This is a genomic window from Aquamicrobium ahrensii, assembly GCF_040545755.1.
Lineage (GTDB): Bacteria > Pseudomonadota > Alphaproteobacteria > Rhizobiales > Rhizobiaceae > Mesorhizobium > Mesorhizobium ahrensii.
Map to the genome: position 1 here is coordinate 117,854 of NZ_JBEPMN010000003.1, position 18,001 is coordinate 135,854.

An 18,001-nucleotide genomic window follows, 5' to 3' on the forward strand; every position below is an offset into this window, starting at 1 on the left:
CCCCGCCGGGAACCGCGACCTACGCGCCGAACGACTCAAATCAGGAAACGCCTGAGCCCAAAGAATCAGAGAGTTGATTCCGTGGCAAGCCCTTAGGATTCCGAGAGATTCACTTTATGCGAATTTGAATGAAATTTTACCTTCGTGAGTCCTCAGGGCAACTGTCCGAGGAACTCCCGCACTTCACGGCCAGGCTGAAATTCACCGATGCGCCGGATTTCCCAATGCAGGCGGACGCCGGAATTTTCGAGGACGCGCGCACGCACCGTCTCACCAAGATGCTCCAGATCATAACCGGTGGCCGAACCGGTGTTGATCATGAAGTTGCAATGCATGGACGACATCTGCGCCCCGCCGATCGTCAGGCCCCGGCAGCCGGCCTTGTCGATCTCTTTCCAGGCGGACGTTCCCTCAGGGTTCTTGAAGGTCGAGCCGCCGGTCTTTTCCTTGATCGGCTGCACCGTCTCGCGGTGATGCTGAACCTCGTCCATCGCCGCGCGGATCGTCTCCTTGTCCCCGGCATAGCCCTCGAAGACGGCGGAAGTAAAAATGAAATCAGCCGGCACGGAACTGTGCCGGTAAGCGTAACCCATATCGGCGTTTGAAAGCACGTGCAGCCGGCCCTTGCGGTCCAGCGCCCTCACCTCGGCCACCCGCTCGCGCGTTTCCACGCCATTGGCGCCGGCATTCATGCGCAGGGCCCCGCCTATGGCGCCCGGGATGCCGTGATAGAAATGGAAACCGGCCATGCCGGCCTCCAGCGCGGCGGCGGCCACGCGCTTGTCCGGCGCGGCGGCTCCGGCCCGGATGCGAGTTTCGGAAATCGCCTCGACCGCTCCGAAGCCCTTGGCGGAGAGCCGCACCACGAAACCGGGAATGCCGCCGTCGCGCACCAGAAGGTTGGAGCCGATGCCGACAACCATTACAGGAACTTCTCCCGGCACCGCCTTCAGGAAGGCGGCAAGATCGTCCTCGTCAGCCGGCTGGAAAAGCGCCGCCGCCCGTCCGCCGACACGAAACCAGGTGATCTTGTCCATCTCCGCATCGGGCGTGAGGCGGCCGCGCAGGCCGGCAAGCCTGTCGCCCAAGCTGTCGAGCAGCGCCTGTCCCCGGCTCAACCTGGCTCTCCATTCAGTTCGTTCGGCAGGGCGTAGGCCCATTGCGTGATGTTGCCCGCGCCGAGGAAGATGACCAGATCGCCCGGCTGCGCCAGTTCGCGCACCACCGGGGCGACGGCCGCCGCATCCGCGATATGACGGGCATCGCGATGCCCGCCGGCACGCATGCGCGAAACCAGCGTGTCGCTGGAAATGCCATCGATGGGATCCTCGCCCGCCGCATAGACCGGCGCGACCATGATCGTGTCGGCGTCGTTGAAGCAGACCGCGAAATCGTCGAACAGGTCACGCAGGCGGGTGAAACGGTGCGGCTGGGCAATGGCGATGACGCGCCCCCTGGTGGCGTCGCGCGCGGCCTTGAGCACTGCCTTGATCTCGACCGGATGGTGACCGTAGTCGTCGAAGATCTCGACCCCTTTCCATGAACCGGTATGGGTGAAGCGCCGCTTCACACCGCCAAAAGAGGACAGGCCCTTGCGGATCGCCTCACCCGAGAGACCGAGCTCATTGGCGACGGCGATCGCCGCCGTGGCGTTGGAGACGTTGTGACGGCCGGGCATCGGCAGGCGAAGATCGGCAATCTCCGTCTCCTTGCCGGTCTTGCGGTTGCGGATGATCACGTCGAACACCGAGACCGCGCCATCCATGCGGTGGTTGGTGAAGCGCACGTCGGCCTGCGCGTTCTCGCCATAGGTGACGACGCGGCGATCGCCGATGCGGCTGACCAGCGCCTGCACTTCCGGATGATCGACGCACATCACGCCGAAACCGTAGAACGGCACGTTCTCGACGAATTGGCGGAAGGCGTCGCGCACCTTATCGAACGAACCGTAATGGTCGAGGTGCTCTGGGTCGATATTGGTGATGACCGCGATGTCAGCCGGCAGCTTGAGGAAAGTGCCATCGCTCTCGTCGGCCTCCACCACCATCCACTCGCCGTCGCCCATGCGTGCGTTGGTGCCATAGGCGTTGATGATGCCGCCATTGATGACTGTCGGGTCGAGCCCGCCGGCTTCGAGCAGCGTCGCCACCATGGAAGTCGTCGTTGTCTTGCCATGCGTGCCACCGATGGCGATGGCGTTGCGAAAACGCATCAGCTCGGCCAGCATCTCGGCACGGCGCACCACAGGAAGCAGCTTCTCGCGCGCCGCCGCGATCTCGGGGTTGGTGTTGCGGATCGCCGTCGAAACCACCACCACCTCGGCATCGCCAAGGTTTTCAGCGCGGTGACCGACGAAGCATTCGATGCCCTTGTCGCGCAGGCGCTGCACATTGGCGCTGTCGTTCTGATCCGAACCCTGCACCTTGTAACCCAGGTTGTGCAGGGCTTCGGCAATGCCGCTCATGCCGATGCCGCCTATGCCGATGAAGTGCACAAGCCCTATCGTCTGCGGCATCTTCATGCGTTGTGTTCCTTCCTGAATCCGTCCGGTGATTGGCCCGACGCAATAGCCTCTGTCAGATCGGCGAGCAAGTTCGCGGCATCGGGACGACCGGCAGAGCGCGCCGCTTCGGCCATTTTCCGCAACCGTTCCGGCTCGGCCATCAGCGCGCCGATCAGCCCCGCCAGCTTTTCCGCATCGAGCGACGACTGGGCATGGACCTCCGCCCCGCCGGCTGCTGCAAGCGCAGCCGCGTTGGCCGCCTGGTCGTGGTCGAGCGCATGCGGATAGGGGACCAGCAGCGCCGGTCTGCCGATCACGGCAATTTCGGAGACGGTTGAAGCGCCGGAGCGGGAAACGACGAGTTGGGCCTTGGCCATGCGCTGCGCCATGTCGGTGAAAAAGGGCGATATTTCGGCGGCCAGTCCAAGTTCCGCATAGGCCGCCTTTACCCGTTCCACATCGTCCTTGCGCGCCTGCTGGGTCACGACGAGCCGCGTGCGCAATGCATCGGGAAGCCGCCTCACAGCCGCGGGCACGGCGTCGGAAAAGAACTGCGCGCCCTGGCTGCCGCCAAACACCAGTAGATGGAACGGCTCATTGTCCTGCGAAACCGTGTAGGGCTGCGCTGCGGCGTCGATCACCGCAGGGCGCACCGGATTGCCGGTGGTGATCGTCTTGCGTCCGGCTGCACTTGCATCTTCCGGCAGGAAGCCGCCGGCAATCGCCGTCACTCTCGCCGCCAGCGCGCGGTTGGCGCGCCCCATCACCGCATTCTGCTCATGGATCAGCGTTGGGCGGCCGCGTCGGGTCGCCGCGTAGAGCGGCGGCAGCGTCGGATAGCCGCCGAAGCCAACGACGGCCGCGGGCCTGATTCTCGCTATGACCGTCGAAGCGGCCCGCACGCCCCGCCACAGCCTCCAGAACGTCTTCGCCAGCGCCAGCGGGTTCTTCGAGCCGATGGTGGCGGACGGGATCGGATGGATGGCGTCGGCCGGGAACCGCCCGGCGAAGCGTTCCGCCCGGTCGTCGGTGGCCAGATGCACGCTCCAGCCGCGCGCCTTCAGCTCATGCGCCAGCGCCTCGGCCGGAAACAGATGGCCGCCGGTCCCGCCGGCGGCCAGAAGAATGGTGCCCTTCGCCATTTATTCCGCCGGCAGGATCGAGCTTGAGAAACCGTAGGCCAGCGGCTTGCGTTTCTGCGGCTTGCGACGGGTGAGCGCCAGCACCATGCCCATGGAGATGGCGATGGCGATCTGCGAGGAGCCGCCATAGGAGATGAAGGGCAGAGTCATGCCCTTCGCCGGCATGAGCTGAAGGTTCACGCACATGTTTATGACCGACTGGAAACCGAACACGGTGACCAGTCCGCCGATGGCATAGCGGGTGAAATCGTCGTGTTCCTTCAGCGCGACCGAAAGCCCGCGCAGCACGATGAAGGCGAAGATCGCGGCGATCACCATGCAGCTGATGAGACCGAACTCCTCCCCCGCGACCGCGAACACGAAATCGGCATGGCTGTCGGGGATCAGGCGCTTGATTGCGCCCTCGCCGGGCCCAAGGCCCAGCCAGCCGCCGTTGACCAGCGCCTCATGGCCCATATCGACCTGGAAAGTGTCGCCCTCGCCGGTCAGGAAGCGGTCGATGCGGCCCGCCACGTGCGGGAAAATTTCATAGGCGGCGAACAGGCCGACGACGCCGATCCCGCCAAGCGCGATAATCCACACCCACGACAGGCCGGCCATGAAGAACATCACGCCCCAGGTTCCGACCACCAGAAGCGTCTGGCCCATATCCGGCTGCGCAAGCAGCAGCGCCAGCACGAGGCCGAGCAGGATCATCGCGAACAGGTTTCCGGGAATTTCCGGCTGCCGCCTGTGCTCGGCGAACAGCCAGGCGCAGATGACCACGAAGGCGGGCTTGAGGAACTCCGAAGGCTGGATCGACATGCCGGCCAGCGACAGCCAGCGCCGCGCGCCCTTCACCTCGACCCCGACATAGAGCACGGCCACCATCAGCACGAGCATCACGCACAGCATGGCCAGCGACAGACGCCTGATCTGGCGCGCATTGAGGAAGGAAACCGCCAGCATCACGCCAAGCGCGGGGATACTGAAGATGATCTGCCTTGTGGCGAAGTGGAAGGAATCGAGGCCGATGCGCTCCGCCACGGCCGGGCTCGCGGCGAAGGACAGCACGATGCCGAGGCCGAGCAGCGACAGGAACGCAGCAAGGAACCAGCGGTCGATGGTCCACCACCAGTTGGAAATCGGGCTGGTGTCGAGACGGCTCTGCATTATCGTGTCCCTCCGATGGGTTCCATCCCGTCAATGGCATATACGGCTTGCCTGAAGGCTTCGCCGCGCAGCTCGAAATTCCTGAACTGGTCGAAGCTGGCGCAGGCCGGCGACAACAGAACCACCGCCTCCCCGACCCCGTCCGCCGCCGCTTCGGCTGCCGCGTGCTCCACGGCTGCCGCCAGCGTACCGGAAATCTCGTAAGGAACCGTTTCGCCCAGCGTCACCGAAAATGCGGGCGCGGCCTCGCCGATCAGGTAGGCCTTGGCGATGCGGGAAAAGAGCCCGCGCAACGGCTCGATGCCGCCTTCCTTGGGCAGGCCGCCGGCGATCCAGTAGATGCGCTCGAAACTCGACAGGGCCGGTGCGGCTGCGTCCGCATTGGTCGCCTTGGAATCGTTGACGAACAGCACATGCCCCTTGCGCCCCACCTGCTCCATGCGGTGCGCAAGTCCGGGGAAGCTTGCGAGGCCCGCCTGTATCTCCCGGACTGTCAGGCCCACGCTGAGACAAGCCGCGAGCGCCGCAAGCGCGTTCTGCGCATTGTGCTGGCCGCGCAGCGAACCGATGCCTTCAAGCGAGGCGATGCGGGTGCGCCGCCCGTCGACCGCCTCGATGAGATCGCTTCCCTCGGCGAAATAGCCGTCCTTGAGCGGCAGACGCCTGGAAATACGCACCACCTTGGCGCCAGCCCGCTCCAGCCGCTCGGCGACCTGCACGCAGAAGCTGTCGTCGACGCCGATGATCGCCGTTTCGGAGCCGGCGACCAGCCGTTCCTTGATTTCGGCGTAGTGCTGCATTGTGCCGTGGCGGTCGAGATGATCCGGCGTCAGGTTCAGCAATATGCCGGCTGACGGATTGATCGAGGGTGCGAGGTCGATCTGGTAGGATGAGCACTCCACCACATAGTGGCGCTGCGGCTCGGGTGGATCGAGCGTCATCACGGCCCGGCCGATATTGCCGCCCATCTGCGTGTCGCGCCCGGCCGATTGCAGGATATGGGCGATCAGCGCCGTGGTCGTGGACTTGCCGTTGGTGCCGGTGATGGCGATGAACGAGGCGTCGGCGGCGCGGACGTTGCGCTCGCGCACGAAGAGTTCGACATCACCGATCACCTCGACGCCGGCCGCACGCGCCAGTTCGACGCTCCAGTGCGGCTTGGGATGGGTCAGCGGCACGCCGGGCGACAGCACAAAGGCGGCGAAGCGCGACCAGTCGGCGGCGCGCAGATCGGCGGTGTCGATGTCTTCCGCATTCGCCTTTTCGACGCTTTGCGGATTGTCGTCCCACGCCAGCACCTCGGCTCCGCCCTGAACAAGCGCATGCGCCGTCGCCAGCCCCGAGCCGCCAAGCCCGAAGAGCGCCACCTGCCTGCCTGCGAAAGAAGTGGCCGGGATCATCGCGCCTACCGCAGCTTGAGGGTGGAGAGCCCGATCAGGGCGAGGATGACGGCGATGATCCAGAAGCGGATCACCACCTGGCTCTCCGTCCAGCCGAGTTTCTCGAAATGGTGGTGGATCGGGGCCATCAGGAAGACGCGCTTGCCGGTCAGCTTGAAATAGCCGACCTGGATAATGACCGACAGGATTTCCACCACGAACAAGCCGCCGATGATGGCCAGCACGATCTCGTGCTTGGTGGCGACCGCGATGGTGCCGATCAGTCCGCCCATGGCGAGCGAGCCGGTGTCGCCCATGAAGATGGCGGCCGGCGGCGCATTGAACCACAGGAAGCCGAGTCCCGCGCCAATCACCGCGCCGAGGATGACGGCCAGTTCACCCGTACCGGGCACAAAGTGGATTTGCAGATAGTCTGCAAAGATGGCGTTGCCCGACAGATAGGCGATGACGCCGAAGGAAGCCGCCGCGATCATGATCGGCACGATGGCGAGGCCGTCGAGCCCGTCGGTGATATTGACGGCGTTGCCCGCCCCCACCACAACAAAGGCGGCGAAGGGGATGAAGAACCAGCCAAGATTGATCAAAAATTCCTTGGCGAAGGGAAAGGTCAGCGACGATGAGAACGGTTCCTGTCCGCTTTGCATGATGACCCATGCCGCGACGCCGGCGATCAGGAACTCGAAGGTCAGCCGCGCCTTGCCCGAAAAGCCGAGATGCGACTGCTTGGTGACCTTCAGATAGTCGTCATAGAATCCGATGGCCCCGAAGCCCAGCGTCACCAGCAGCACCACCCAGACGTAGACGCTGGAGAGATTGGCCCACAAGAGGGATGACACGATGATGCCGGTCAGGATCATCAGCCCGCCCATGGTGGGCGTTCCCGCCTTCTTGAAATGGGTCTGCGGCCCGTCGGCGCGAATCGGCTGGCCCTTGCCCTGCCGCAGACGCAACGAGGCGATGATCGCCGGCCCGAAGATGAACACGATGAGCGCCGAAGTGATCAGCGCGCCGCCCGTGCGGAAAGTGATGTACCGGAATACGTTGAAGACCGTGATCCGGTCCGCGAATTCCACGAGCAGCGTCAGCATGCGTTTTTCGTCCCCTGGGCCGCGCGGCCCGTTGTTCAATTTCCGCTGTGGGCCGGAAACCTGTTGAGCAGCGCCTCGACGATCCTTGAGAAGCCGATCCCCTTCGACGACTTGACCATGACCACGTCGCCGGGCTGCACTGTGTCGATAAGCAGACGCCCGAGATCGTCCGCCTCGTCACGATGGACGACGGCGATATCGCTCGGCAGGACCTCCGCCAGCGCCTTCATATGCGGACCGCCGAGCAGCACATGGCTGATGCCTCTATCGACGATCAGTTCGGAAAGCTCCGCGTGCAGGCGTTCGGACTGGTCGCCAAGCTCCAGCATGTCGCCGAGCACTGCGATACGGCGTCCGTCGCCCTCCACCGGGGTGGCGTCGAGCAGGTCGAGCGCGGCCTTCATCGAGGCCGGATTTGCATTGTAGCTTTCGTCGATCAGCGTGAAGAAGCCGCCGCCATGAGCAAGGACATGCCGGCGGCCCCGCCCCTGCTGGGCCGGCAGGTCGCCCAGCGCCAACGCCACGCGATCGATGTCGGCGCCGGCCAGATCGGCGGCCCCCAGCACGGCCAGCGCATTCTGCACCATGTGGCGGCCGGGCGTGCCGATGCGCGCCACCACTTCGCGACGCCCGACCCGCGCGGTCATGGTCGAATGGTCGGCATTAAGAACGCAGTTGATCAGCCGATAGGTCGAGCGCTGATGCTCGCCGAAACCCAGCACATGCTCGACGCCAACATCACGCGCCATCTTGCCCAGCAGATTGGCGCGCGGATCGTCGCGGTTGATCAGCGCCGCGCCGCCCGGCTCGATGCCCTCGAAGATTTCGGCTTTCGCCGCCGCGATCTCATCGAGATCGCGGAAGAAGCCGAGATGGGCGGCCGCCACCAGCGTGACGATGGCGACATGCGGGCGCACCATCTTCACCAATGGGCGGATTTCGCCCGGATGATTCATGCCAATCTCGAACACCGCATATTCGGTGTCTTCGGGCAGGCGCGCCAGCGTCAGCGGCACCCCCCAGTGATTGTTGAACGACTTGTCCGATGCGTGCACCGAGCCGACCGAGCCCAGCGCATGGCGCAACGCTTCCTTGGTGGTCGTCTTGCCGGCCGAGCCGGTCACCGCGATCACCCTGCCCTTTGCGCGCTCGCGGGCCGCGACGCCCAGCGCCTCCAGAGCCGCCAGAACGTCCGGCACCACGATCATCGGCGCGATCAGGCGGCCAAGCGCCGGCAGCTTGCCTTCGGCTATGACCAATATCGAAGCGCCTGCCTTGATGGCGGCGGTGGCGAAGTCGTGCCCGTCCATCGTCTCGCCCGTGATGGCGAAAAACGCGTCCCCGGCCTGCAATGTGCGCGTGTCGATGGAAATGCCGTGAACGCCGGCGGGCATCTGCCCGAGCGGGCGTCCGCCCGTGGCTTCGATCAGCGCCTCAGCGGTCCAGAGATAGCTCATTGCGCCACCTCCTTCAGCGCCGCGCGCACCTCCTCATGATCGGAGAAGGGCAGCGTTTCAGCCCCGACGGTCTGGCCTTCCTCATGGCCCTTGCCGGCCACGATCAGCGTGTCGCCCGCCCGCAGCATGGCCACCGCCTCATGGATGGCCTTGCGCCGGTCGCCGATCTCGATGGCTCCGGGTGCGGCGGCCATTATCGAGGCGCGGATTTCGGCAGGCGCTTCGGTGCGCGGGTTGTCGTCGGTTACGATGGCGACGTCGGCCAACCGCGTTGCGATCTCGCCCATGATGGGACGCTTGCCGCGATCGCGGTCGCCGCCGCATCCGAACACCACCACCACGCGCCCCGTGGTGAAGGGCCGGACCGAGGCCAGGACATTTTCCAGCGCATCGGGCTTGTGGGCATAATCCACATAGACCGGTGCGCCGGCACGGGTGGCGCCGACCAGATCGAGCCGGCCGGGCGCGCCCTTCAACCTTTCCAGCGCGGTGATCGCCTTTGCGGCAGGCGTTCCGGTGGAGATGGCGAGGCCCGCCGCAACCAGCGCGTTGGCGATCTGGAAGTCGCCCGCCAACGGCAGGTCGATCTCGTAGATTTCACCGTCATGCACGATCTCGGCGCGCTGTTTGGCCCGCTCGTGCTCGACGCGATTGAGCTTGAGGAAATCGCCCTTGCGACCAACGGTCAGCACCTTGACGCCCGCCGCCCTCGCCGCGTCGATCGTGGCCTGCGACCAGGGATCGTCGGCGAAGATAACGGCCGGAGCGTCCTTGGACAGCAGGTCGCGGAACAGGCGCAGCTTGGCGGCGTGGTATTCCTCCACGGTCGGATGATAATCCATATGGTCGCGGCCGAGATTGGTGAAAGCGCCGGCGGCAAGCTGCACGCCGTCCAGCCGGTGCTGGTCAAGCCCGTGGCTGGAAGCCTCCATCGAGGCATGGGTCACGCCGGCCCCGGCCAGTTCCGCCAGCAGCCTGTGCAGCGCCACCGGATCGGGCGTCGTCAGCGAACCATATTCGTTGCGGCCGGGCGCGACCACGCCCGTCGTGCCGATGGAAGCGGCGGCGTAGCCGGCCTGTTCCCATATCTGGCGCGTGAAGGCGGCGACGGAGGTCTTGCCGCTGGTGCCGGTCACGGCCACCATCGTCTTCGGCTGCGCGCGATAGAATTTAGCGGCGGCCAACGCCAGCGCGCGGCGCGGATCGTCCACCTCGATCACCGGCACGGAAAGCGCGCCGTTGGCGCGCCCCTTGCCCGTGACCACCGCGAGTGCGCCGCGGCTGGCGGCGTCGGCGGCGAAGGCCGCGCCGTCGGCCCTCGCGCCCGCCAGCGCGAAGAACAGCATTCCCGGCTCGATGGCGCGCGAATCCGACGACAGGCCGGCAATCTCCGTATCGGAGGGAAACGCCTCGTGGAGAGGCACTATGCCGGTCAGATCGTCGAGTTTCATCTGGATTCGATTACCCTTTCAAGCTGCGGTCCACGCCGCAGAATCACTCAGTAGGATGCAAGCGTTGCCGCCTTTTCTTGGCCGAATTCTGGCTCGACGCCAAGCATCGCGGCGGAACGGCGAATAATATTGGCGACCATCGGCGCGGCATTGAAGCCGGCGGTCGCCCCCTGTCCGGGCAAAGCCTTCGGCTCATCGACCACCGACAGCACGATGTATTGCGGATCGTCCATCGGAAACGCCGCGAGGAAGGCATTGAAGCGCACGCCGCTGACATAACGCCCGTTGACCACCTTTTCGGCGGTGCCCGTTTTGCCGCCCACCCGATAGCCGGGTACGGTGGCGCGCTTGCCGGAACCGCCCGGAGCAGTCGCGTTGAGATTATAGAGATAGCGCATGTCGGCGCTTGTCTTTTCGCTGATCACCCGCGTCGCGCCGGCCTTTGCCTCTTCCTCGGAACGGGCGAGGAAGGTCGGGTTCATCAGCAAGCCGCCATTCATCAGCGCCGCCGCGCCGACAGCCGTTTGCAGCGGGGTCGTGGTCATGCCGTGGCCGAACGAGATGGTGATGGAGTGAACCTTCTTCCACACCTTCGGCTCAACGGGGCGCGCTACTTCCGGCAACTCCGTCTTCATGCGTTCCAGAATGCCCAGCCGGTGCAGGAACTCGCGGTGGCCTTCGATACCCACCATGTCGGCCTCGCGGGCCGAACCGATGTTGGAGGAGTAGATGAACACTTCCGGCAGCGTCAGCACCCGGCCCTTGCCGTGGAAGTCACGGATGGTCTGGCGGCCGATGGTGATCGGGCGCGTGGCGTCGAATGTCGAGGTCAGGCTCGCCTTGCCTGAATCGAGCGCCATGGCGGTGGTGAAGCTCTTCATCGTCGAGCCCATTTCGTAGAGGCCCGCCGACATGCGGTTGAGGCGGTCCTTGTCCTGCGCATGGATCGGGTTGTTGGGGTCGAAGTCGGGCACTGAGGCCATGGCCACGACCTCGCCGGTCTTGGCGTTCAGCACCACCGCGCCGGCGGCGATCGCCTTGTAGCGCTCCATCGCCGAGGTGATTTCGTCGTGCACGATATGCTGCACGCGCAGATCGACCGACAGGCGCACCGGAGCCAGATCCTTCGGCAGCGCAAGCCCGCTCTGCTGAAGATCGGCGAGCCCCTGACCGTCGATATATTTCTCAAGCCCTGAAATGCCCTGATTGTCGATATTGGTGAGGCCGACAATATAGGCCGTGGTCGGGCCGGCAGGGTAGAAGCGTCGCGTCTCGGTGCGGAAACCGATGCCGGGAACGCCGAGCTGCATGATTGCGGACTGCTGGCGCGGCGTGAGCTGGCGCTGCAACCACACGAAGCCCGCGCCGCTTCTGAGCTTGTTGTAGGTTTGCTCGTAGTCGAGTTCGGGCAGCACCGTCGAGAGCTTCTCGATAGCCTCGTCGGCGTCGACGATGTGGCGCGGTTCGGCGAACAGCGAAGAGGTCTTGATGTCGGTGGCCAGAACCTCGCCGTTGCGGTCGACGATATCGGGCCGGGACGCCGTCACCCGGCTGGCGGGAGCGCCGGAAGGCATCGGGTCCTGAAAGCCGAGATAGACCAGCCTGCCGCCGATGATGGCGTAGATGCCGAAGAAAACCGCCATCGTCATGACGATGCGGTTTCGCGTGCGCCCGCCGGTGGACTTGCGGGCAGAATCCATCACGATGGAGGTGTCGCCAGCCATCTGGCCATTGCGCCGGAAGGGATTGAGCTTGCCGATCATTCGACGGCTCCGGTCTGTGTGAGATCGATCAGCTTGCCGGCTGCATCGGCGGCGGTGATGGCCTCGATGGTCAAAGGCCGCTCGGGCAGGCTGTCGATGCGCGCAAACTGGTGCGGGTCGGCCGGCTCCAGTCCAAGCTGCTCCTGATAGCGCTCAACCAGTCGCTGCAGCCGCGCCGGCTGGGTGAGCAGGCTCCAGTCGGCCTTCAGCAGGTCGATGGTTTCCTCCTCGGTGCGGATCTGCGCCTGAAGCTTGCGCACCGTCGCAAGCTGCTCGCCGGCGTCGCGCTTGATCGTGTAGGTCATGGCTGCCGCGGCCACCATGACGCCTATCAGGACGATATCGCTGGTGCGGAACATGATCTCACCTCTCTCCCGAAATGGCGGGAAGTCTTGGAAGTCCGAAAACCGAAAGATCGTCACCGCGCGGCGGCGCATCGGTGCGCACGGCGGCGCGCAGCCTTGCCGAGCGGGCGCGCGGATTGCGCTCCACCTCCGCCTCGCCCGGAACGAGGCCGCCGCCGCTGCGCCTGAAGGTGGCCGCCTTCACGACGACCTGCGGCAGATGGCGCGATCCGGCGACCGTCTCGTCGCGATCTGCAAGGAAGCGCTTGACGATGCGATCTTCCAGCGAATGGAAAGTCACCACCACCAGCCGTCCGCCAGGCTTCAGCGCGCGTTCGGCGGCGACCAGCGCACGCGACAGCTCGCCGAGTTCGTCGTTGACATAAATGCGCAGCGCCTGGAAAACGCGCGTGGCGGGGTGGATCTTGTCTTTCGGCGAACGGCCAACCAGCGTCTCGATGGCGTCGGCCAGCTCCAGCGTGCGGGTGAAGGGCCGCTTCTCGCGCCGCGCCTCGATCATGCGGGCGATGCGCCCGGCATGGCGTTCTTCGCCCAACAGCCCGAAGATGCGGGTGAGATCCGAAGCCTTGTAGGTGTTGACGACATCGGCCGCGCTCAGGCCCGCCTGCGCCATGCGCATATCGAGCGGTCCGTCGGCGCGGAAGGAAAAGCCGCGCTCGGCCTGATCAAGCTGCATAGAGGAAACGCCGATATCGAGAACGACGCCCTCGACCTGCTCCACATGTTCGTCCAGCGATGAAAACGGCGCGTGCACCAGCCGCAGGCGGCCCTCATGCTGCGCTTCCAGCGCCCGGCCAGCCACGATGGCGTCGGGATCGCGGTCGATGGCGACGACGGACGCGCCGGTCGCCAGAACGGCGCGCGTATAACCGCCGGCCCCGAACGTGCCATCGACGATCACTTCGCCCGGTCGCGGCGCAAGCGCCACGATCACCTCATCGAGCAGAACCGGAAGGTGGGGAGCCGAGGCGTCGGAACCGGCCGTCATCGCGACGGCCCTCCGCCTGACGCCTGCCGCAGCATCAGAAGACGCTCGCGCACCTTCGCGCCATGCCCGGCAAGCCTGTCCGGCTCCCATATCTGGAAGAACTGTCCACGCCCCACGAAAGCCACTTCCTGCCCGATACCCGTATGTTCGCGGATGAAATCCGTCACCGTGATGCGCCCGTCCTGATCCAGTTTCAGGAAGGAGCCGTCGCCATGACAGAAGAAGGACATGTCGTCCGCAGCCTGCTGGAACGGGTCTTCCTGCGCGATGCGCTGTTCGTAGCGGTCGAGCAGGTCGAGCCCGCCCACATCCATGGCCGGCTGGTCCAGACACCGCAGCGCGTAGAGTTCCAAATAGCCCCGTTTCTGCACCACGGAGCGAAAATGAGCCGGCACCGACACCCTTCCCTTGGCGTCGATCCTGTTCACAGAGCTTGACAGAAAACGGTCCATGACGCGCTCCGGCCGCCTTTGCCGCCGCACCCCTTTCCATGGTCGCACCAGCGTCGCCGCGGTGCGGTCCCTCGTTCAAATTCACGCCACGCTTCGAACATGCGCACGCCATCATGCGAGCTGCCGCCGCGGCCGCCCGTCTGGCATACGCTTCACCCTGACACGAAACGAAGGCTTGAATCTGTAAATGGGATAACATGGGGGTTTATGGGCGTCAACGGGAACGGGTTGCACGATCACCGCCCGACCCTCACCTCTGCGGGCGCTCGTGCGGTATCCTCCTTTATCTTCCATTAAGCCTAACGAACCGTTACCCGCAGGGTGCTGAGATGGTCCCTGTCATAAGGCGCGCCTCTATCCCGAAGGCGCTATGAAGCCGCCATTCAGTGCGAGTTCATCCCGAGCCCCGCAATCTCCAAGCGTGGTCAACAGGCGGGACAACCCATGAATTTCAGGACCCTCGCCAGACTGGCCATCGTCGCCTCCGCGCTGGCCACCTCTGTCTCCGGCGTCTATGCATATTCGATCCACTACAAGGTCGGGAAATACAGCGTTACCCACGACAAGGGCGATCGCCGGACGCGCGGCGACGGCGCCCCAGCAGATCACCCATGCGGACGCAGCCAACATCTGCGCGAAACGGGACAGCAGCATTATCGACACTTCGGGCGGCGGCGGCGCAAAGAAGGCAATGAAGACCGTTTCAGGCCTGAACAAGCTGAACTGAGCCTTCACAAAATCCCGCTGAGGCGGGGTTTTCTTTTGTCCATGGCGCGGGCATCGTTAAAGTGGTATTGTAAATACCCTTTTAAAGGAGAGATCCATGGGCGTCAGGGACCATCGCAGGGTTGAGTTGTCGGCCGATCACGCCAGCGGCAAGGATAGCGATGGCAGCACATTGGTGCCCATGCTTGTCGCCGGACTTGTCCTGATCGTGATCGGAGCGCTGGCGGTAATGATCTTTGTTTGAACAGGGCCGGCGAAGCCTGGCGAAACCGGCCAGGCAGCGCCATGCCGCCATTCGCCTCGGGCAAGAGCACAGGATGGTGCCAGCCGGCCTGTAAGCCGGGTTTTGTATGGCCTCCGCGCCTTGCGGCGCGGAAACGTGGCGGCCATTCATCTTGGACGTCTGTCGCCAGACGCCTCACGCAACCTACCCGGACGGTGGGCCGGAAACAGCCCCGAAGGTTTCCCCTCGCACCGCCCCTATTCGGTTTTGCTCCCGGTGGGGTTTACCGTGCCGCTTCCGTTACCGGTCGCGCGGTGGGCTCTTACCCCACCCTTTCACCCTTGCCGCACATAAAGTGCGGCGGTTTGCTTTCTGTGGCACTTTCCCTGGGGTCGCCCCCGCCGGCTGTTAGCCGGCACCGTGTTTCCATGGAGCCCGGACTTTCCTCACCCGCAGCCTTTCGGCTCTTGCTGGTGCGGCCGCCCGGCCAGCTGGCAGAGCGTATAAAGGTGTTCCGGGAACAAAAGGCAACAGAAAAGCGTCCGGTTCCCTATCAACTGGTGGGAGCGGCCGAGGCCATATGCACCTTCACCTTGCCGCAATAGGCGGAAGACACCGGGTTCATGCGCTTTGCAGCATGGCCGGCATTGTATTTCAGGATCGTGCCGCAAGTCGTGCCGCCGCCGAGGCTGTGGGCTTTGGCGAGATACTTCATGCCATATTTGATGTTGGTTTCCGGATTGAACAATCCCTTCGCCGAGCCGCTGTAGCCCATCATGCGCGCGGTCGACGGCTTGATCTGCATGAGACCGATTTCTCCGGCCCTGCCAACAACGTTGGGTCGATAATTGCTTTCCACCTTGATCACGGCATGGGCCAGCGAAACCGGCACGCCGTAGCTCGCGGCATACTGGCTGATGAGCGTGGAATATTGCGTTCCCGAGGTTGCCGAAGAACTGGCGGCTGCCTTCTTCGCCGGAGTTTTCCTGGCCTTTGCAGGGGCTTTCTTTTTGGAAGCCGTCTTTTCCGGCTTGGCGGCAGGGTTGGCGGCAGGTTTGGCGACAGCCTTTTTGACTTCGGCCTCCTTATTGACGACGAGGCCACGCCCGCCCAGTTGCGGATCGAAGCGGTCCGCCCTGGCGGCCCCGGCGGCGATAGTGAGCATAGCAGCAGCAATAGCTGCCGTGAAAACGGTCAACTTCTTCATTTTGTCCTGTTCAGTGCCGGGCATGCGAAGAACAGCGCATGCCGTGGATTGGATGCGACCGGGAATTACTTGGGAGGAGATCCGATCGGCTTGGGCATTCCTGTGGATGCAGATGCCGGGCCAAAAATGGCGAAGCCGTTCAATTAAAATTACATTATATTACGCAGGTTATTTTATTATATGTTATTCAAAGCCTTGCGGCACGGAAGCGAGAAGCCGCTCAAGGGTCCGTAAAGTGGAACCATCGGCGATTCCGTCAACAATGCGGCGGCGAAAGTGGCGCTGGAAGGCTTCCACGACGATGCGCGTCTGCGCGTCGAAGGCGCCGGTGATCTCCACGCCATAGCCATAGAGCGCCAGCATCGACTGCAGCTTCTCGACGTCCGGCCCCGCATCGCCTTGCCTGAGCATCGCTCCCGGGCGCAAAGGCGACGGGAGCGCCAGATGCCCGACGCCCGCCTCGAACAGGCGCTTCCACGGGAATTTCTCGCCCGGATCGACCTTGCGGCCGGGCGCGATATCGGAATGGGCAAGAACTCTTTCGGGCCTCACCCGGTGGCGGTCGGCTATCCCCTTGCACAGGGCGATGACGGCGTCGATCTGCCGTTTCGGGAAGGCGGGATATCCCAGCTCGTGGCCGGGATTGACGATCTCGACGCCGACCGAACTCGAATTGATGTCGTTGAGCCCCCGCCATGAGCTTTTTCCGGCATGCCAGGCGCGGTCGCTTTCGCGCACCATCTGCACGATATGGCCGTCCTCATGCACAAGATAATGCGAAGACACCTCGCTTTCGGCGTCGCAGAGCCGGGCTTCGGCAGCCTTCCCGCTCTCCATGCCGGTATAGTGCAGGATGATCATGTCGGGCCGCAGCCCGCCGCGACGCGGGCCGAAATTCGGCGACACCCTCACTTCCGCTCCGGGATGGTCGGGAGAGAAGCCGCTCATGCCGCCTGCAGACTCCGCTCGATAAGCTCATAGGCCGCGTTGATCGCCGCCAGCCGCGTGGTGGCGATGGCGATAAATTCCTGCGGTAGGCCCCGGCCGATCAGCCGGTCCGGATGGTTTTCCGCCACCAGCTTTCGGTAGCGCCTCTTCACCTCGGTCAGCGGCTGTCCTCGTTCGATGCCCAGCACCACATAAGGATCGGCCGTTCCAAGCTCGACATGGCGTGAGAGGATCATCTGGTAATGGTCTTCCCCGATGCTGAAAATCTCGGCCACCCGGCGCAGGAAACCTTCCTCGCGCTCGTGCAGCACCCCATCCGCCGTCGCGATATGGAACAGCCCGTCGAGTATGTCTTCCAGCATCATGCAATTGGGGCCGCCATTGCCGCACAGACCCGCCATCTGCCGGGCATAGACCTCGAAGCCGGCCGTATCCTGCTTGGCGAGGTCATAGACGCGCGCGACATTGTGCGCCTCCTGCGGCGGAACCTCGAAAATCGCCTGAAAAGCCCTCACCTCGTCCTGGGTGACGACGCCGTCCGCCTTCGCCATCTTGGCCGACAGCGCGATCATGGCGACCGAAAACGCCACCTTGCGGCGCAGTTCGGGATCGCCGGCGAACAGCGTGCGCAACGCCTCCACCATGTCGGCCACCCCGGCCGCGGTGAAAGTTGAAAGGCGCTGGATGAAATCGCCGATGCGGTTCCAGATGGACATGGAGGCTGTTTAGAATCTTTCGAGGGGACAGGAAAGCATGCTGTTCCCCCTGACAGGCGATCCGGGCGAAAAAAAGGGCCGGCAATGCCGGCCCATTGGAAGTCGAGGGAGGAAAAAGTTTACTCCACAGGCGCGGGCATGGCGGGATCGGTCTGCGAGCCGCCATCATCCGGGGTCGGCGTGATGCTTTGCGTCGTCGACCCATCCGTTGCCGGAGGCGTCGCCGGGGCCGTGGCGTCAGGCGCGATCGGCTGTTCGTCTGCCGGCGGCGTGGTGCTCTGGGTGGTGGTGGCATCGGAACCGCTGTCGCTGCAGGCGGCTACGCCCAGCAGGGCCAGAGCGGAAAGAGAGGCAAGAACGAGCTTCTTCATATTTCGTCTCCTTACAAACACCCCCGCCTTCGTCAGGCGGTTGCAAATG

General features: G+C 64.3%; 18 protein-coding genes and 1 other RNA gene. 2 read left to right on the top strand and 17 right to left on the bottom strand.

Annotated elements, in window-relative coordinates; all coding sequences use genetic code 11:
- Positions 1-152 precede the first annotated feature (152 nt).
- From murB to mraZ, 12 genes are read right to left on the bottom strand one after another with little or no spacing between them, the layout of a single operon-like run.
- Positions 153-1,118, bottom strand: coding sequence for a UDP-N-acetylmuramate dehydrogenase (murB, locus tag ABID44_RS05605; protein WP_354150706.1), 966 nt, complete (start codon positions 1,116-1,118; stop codon positions 153-155).
- Positions 1,115-2,521: a UDP-N-acetylmuramate--L-alanine ligase gene (murC, locus tag ABID44_RS05610; protein ID WP_354150707.1), complete on the bottom strand. Its 1,407-nt coding sequence runs from the start codon at positions 2,519-2,521 to the stop codon at positions 1,115-1,117. Before murC ends, murB begins: the two co-directional genes overlap by 4 nt.
- Entirely contained in the window at positions 2,518-3,645 is a 1,128-nt protein-coding gene (gene murG, locus ABID44_RS05615; protein ID WP_354150708.1) for an undecaprenyldiphospho-muramoylpentapeptide beta-N-acetylglucosaminyltransferase, read from the bottom strand. Before murG ends, murC begins: the two co-directional genes overlap by 4 nt.
- Positions 3,646-4,797: a putative lipid II flippase FtsW gene (gene ftsW, locus ABID44_RS05620; RefSeq protein ID WP_354150709.1), complete on the bottom strand. Its 1,152-nt coding sequence runs from the start codon at positions 4,795-4,797 to the stop codon at positions 3,646-3,648.
- Positions 4,797-6,197, bottom strand: a complete 1,401-nt coding sequence (murD, locus tag ABID44_RS05625) for a UDP-N-acetylmuramoyl-L-alanine--D-glutamate ligase (RefSeq protein WP_354150710.1) — start codon at positions 6,195-6,197, stop codon at positions 4,797-4,799. The genes ftsW and murD overlap by 1 nt, the downstream gene beginning before the upstream one ends.
- Before the next feature lie 5 nt (positions 6,198-6,202).
- Positions 6,203-7,285, bottom strand: coding sequence for a phospho-N-acetylmuramoyl-pentapeptide-transferase (gene mraY / locus ABID44_RS05630; RefSeq protein WP_354150711.1), 1,083 nt, complete (start codon positions 7,283-7,285; stop codon positions 6,203-6,205).
- A gap of 35 nt (positions 7,286-7,320) precedes the next feature.
- Positions 7,321-8,742 (bottom strand): UDP-N-acetylmuramoylalanyl-D-glutamyl-2,6-diaminopimelate--D-alanyl-D-alanine ligase, encoded by a 1,422-nt coding sequence (locus ABID44_RS05635; RefSeq protein ID WP_354150712.1) that lies wholly within the window; start codon positions 8,740-8,742, stop codon positions 7,321-7,323.
- Positions 8,739-10,193 carry a UDP-N-acetylmuramoyl-L-alanyl-D-glutamate--2,6-diaminopimelate ligase gene (locus ABID44_RS05640; protein ID WP_354150713.1) on the bottom strand — a complete coding sequence of 485 codons (1,455 nt, stop codon included), beginning with the start codon at positions 10,191-10,193 and terminating at the stop codon, positions 8,739-8,741. Before ABID44_RS05640 ends, ABID44_RS05635 begins: the two co-directional genes overlap by 4 nt.
- Positions 10,194-10,240: 47 nt before the next feature.
- Positions 10,241-11,956 carry a peptidoglycan D,D-transpeptidase FtsI family protein gene (locus ABID44_RS05645; RefSeq protein WP_354150714.1) on the bottom strand — a complete coding sequence of 572 codons (1,716 nt, stop codon included), beginning with the start codon at positions 11,954-11,956 and terminating at the stop codon, positions 10,241-10,243.
- Positions 11,953-12,315, bottom strand: a complete 363-nt coding sequence (gene ftsL, locus ABID44_RS05650; protein ID WP_354150715.1) for a cell division protein FtsL — start codon at positions 12,313-12,315, stop codon at positions 11,953-11,955. The genes ABID44_RS05645 and ftsL overlap by 4 nt, the downstream gene beginning before the upstream one ends.
- A 4-nt stretch (positions 12,316-12,319) precedes the next feature.
- Positions 12,320-13,309 carry a 16S rRNA (cytosine(1402)-N(4))-methyltransferase RsmH gene (gene rsmH, locus ABID44_RS05655; protein WP_354150716.1) on the bottom strand — a complete coding sequence of 330 codons (990 nt, stop codon included), beginning with the start codon at positions 13,307-13,309 and terminating at the stop codon, positions 12,320-12,322.
- Positions 13,306-13,761, bottom strand: a complete 456-nt coding sequence (gene mraZ, locus ABID44_RS05660) for a division/cell wall cluster transcriptional repressor MraZ (RefSeq protein ID WP_354150717.1) — start codon at positions 13,759-13,761, stop codon at positions 13,306-13,308. Before mraZ ends, rsmH begins: the two co-directional genes overlap by 4 nt.
- 444 nt (positions 13,762-14,205) lie before the next feature.
- On the opposite strand from mraZ, the gene ABID44_RS05665 reads away from it, so the two are divergent.
- A complete protein-coding gene (locus ABID44_RS05665; protein WP_354150718.1) occupies positions 14,206-14,613 on the top strand; it encodes a hypothetical protein in 408 nt (135 codons plus the stop codon).
- On the top strand, positions 14,585-14,731 hold the full coding sequence (locus ABID44_RS05670; RefSeq protein ID WP_354150719.1) for a hypothetical protein: 147 nt from the start codon (positions 14,585-14,587) through the stop codon (positions 14,729-14,731). The genes ABID44_RS05665 and ABID44_RS05670 overlap by 29 nt, the downstream gene beginning before the upstream one ends.
- A gap of 75 nt (positions 14,732-14,806) precedes the next feature.
- On the opposite strand, the gene rnpB is transcribed toward ABID44_RS05670, so the two are convergent.
- The 5 genes from rnpB to ABID44_RS05695 form a co-directional block, all read right to left on the bottom strand.
- Positions 14,807-15,205, bottom strand: an RNA gene (gene rnpB / locus ABID44_RS05675) — RNase P RNA component class A.
- 58 nt (positions 15,206-15,263) lie between these two features.
- A complete protein-coding gene (locus ABID44_RS05680) occupies positions 15,264-15,917 on the bottom strand; it encodes a lytic transglycosylase domain-containing protein (protein WP_354150720.1) in 654 nt (217 codons plus the stop codon).
- Between the two features lie 183 nt (positions 15,918-16,100).
- Positions 16,101-16,865, bottom strand: coding sequence for an N-acetylmuramoyl-L-alanine amidase (locus ABID44_RS05685; protein WP_354150721.1), 765 nt, complete (start codon positions 16,863-16,865; stop codon positions 16,101-16,103).
- Positions 16,862-17,581: a TerB family tellurite resistance protein gene (locus ABID44_RS05690; protein WP_354150722.1), complete on the bottom strand. Its 720-nt coding sequence runs from the start codon at positions 17,579-17,581 to the stop codon at positions 16,862-16,864. Before ABID44_RS05690 ends, ABID44_RS05685 begins: the two co-directional genes overlap by 4 nt.
- 119 nt (positions 17,582-17,700) lie before the next feature.
- On the bottom strand, positions 17,701-17,952 hold the full coding sequence (locus ABID44_RS05695) for a hypothetical protein (protein WP_354150723.1): 252 nt from the start codon (positions 17,950-17,952) through the stop codon (positions 17,701-17,703).
- Positions 17,953-18,001: the final 49 nt, after the last annotated feature.

Coding starts and splice junctions, on each gene's coding strand:
- ABID44_RS05690 (WP_354150722.1), bottom strand. CDS start 17,581: ATGTCCATCTGGAACCGCATCGGCGATTTCATCCAGCGCCTTTCAACT.
- murC (WP_354150707.1), bottom strand. CDS start 2,521: ATGAAGATGCCGCAGACGATAGGGCTTGTGCACTTCATCGGCATAGGC.
- ABID44_RS05680 (WP_354150720.1), bottom strand. CDS start 15,917: ATGAAGAAGTTGACCGTTTTCACGGCAGCTATTGCTGCTGCTATGCTC.
- ftsW (WP_354150709.1), bottom strand. CDS start 4,797: ATGCAGAGCCGTCTCGACACCAGCCCGATTTCCAACTGGTGGTGGACC.
- mraY (WP_354150711.1), bottom strand. CDS start 7,285: ATGCTGACGCTGCTCGTGGAATTCGCGGACCGGATCACGGTCTTCAAC.
- ABID44_RS05635 (WP_354150712.1), bottom strand. CDS start 8,742: ATGAGCTATCTCTGGACCGCTGAGGCGCTGATCGAAGCCACGGGCGGA.
- rsmH (WP_354150716.1), bottom strand. CDS start 13,309: ATGACGGCCGGTTCCGACGCCTCGGCTCCCCACCTTCCGGTTCTGCTC.
- murG (WP_354150708.1), bottom strand. CDS start 3,645: ATGGCGAAGGGCACCATTCTTCTGGCCGCCGGCGGGACCGGCGGCCAT.
- ABID44_RS05685 (WP_354150721.1), bottom strand. CDS start 16,865: ATGAGCGGCTTCTCTCCCGACCATCCCGGAGCGGAAGTGAGGGTGTCG.
- ftsL (WP_354150715.1), bottom strand. CDS start 12,315: ATGTTCCGCACCAGCGATATCGTCCTGATAGGCGTCATGGTGGCCGCG.
- ABID44_RS05695 (WP_354150723.1), bottom strand. CDS start 17,952: ATGAAGAAGCTCGTTCTTGCCTCTCTTTCCGCTCTGGCCCTGCTGGGC.
- mraZ (WP_354150717.1), bottom strand. CDS start 13,761: ATGGACCGTTTTCTGTCAAGCTCTGTGAACAGGATCGACGCCAAGGGA.
- ABID44_RS05665 (WP_354150718.1), top strand. CDS start 14,206: ATGAATTTCAGGACCCTCGCCAGACTGGCCATCGTCGCCTCCGCGCTG.
- murD (WP_354150710.1), bottom strand. CDS start 6,197: ATGATCCCGGCCACTTCTTTCGCAGGCAGGCAGGTGGCGCTCTTCGGG.
- ABID44_RS05645 (WP_354150714.1), bottom strand. CDS start 11,956: ATGATCGGCAAGCTCAATCCCTTCCGGCGCAATGGCCAGATGGCTGGC.
- ABID44_RS05670 (WP_354150719.1), top strand. CDS start 14,585: ATGGGCGTCAGGGACCATCGCAGGGTTGAGTTGTCGGCCGATCACGCC.
- ABID44_RS05640 (WP_354150713.1), bottom strand. CDS start 10,193: ATGAAACTCGACGATCTGACCGGCATAGTGCCTCTCCACGAGGCGTTT.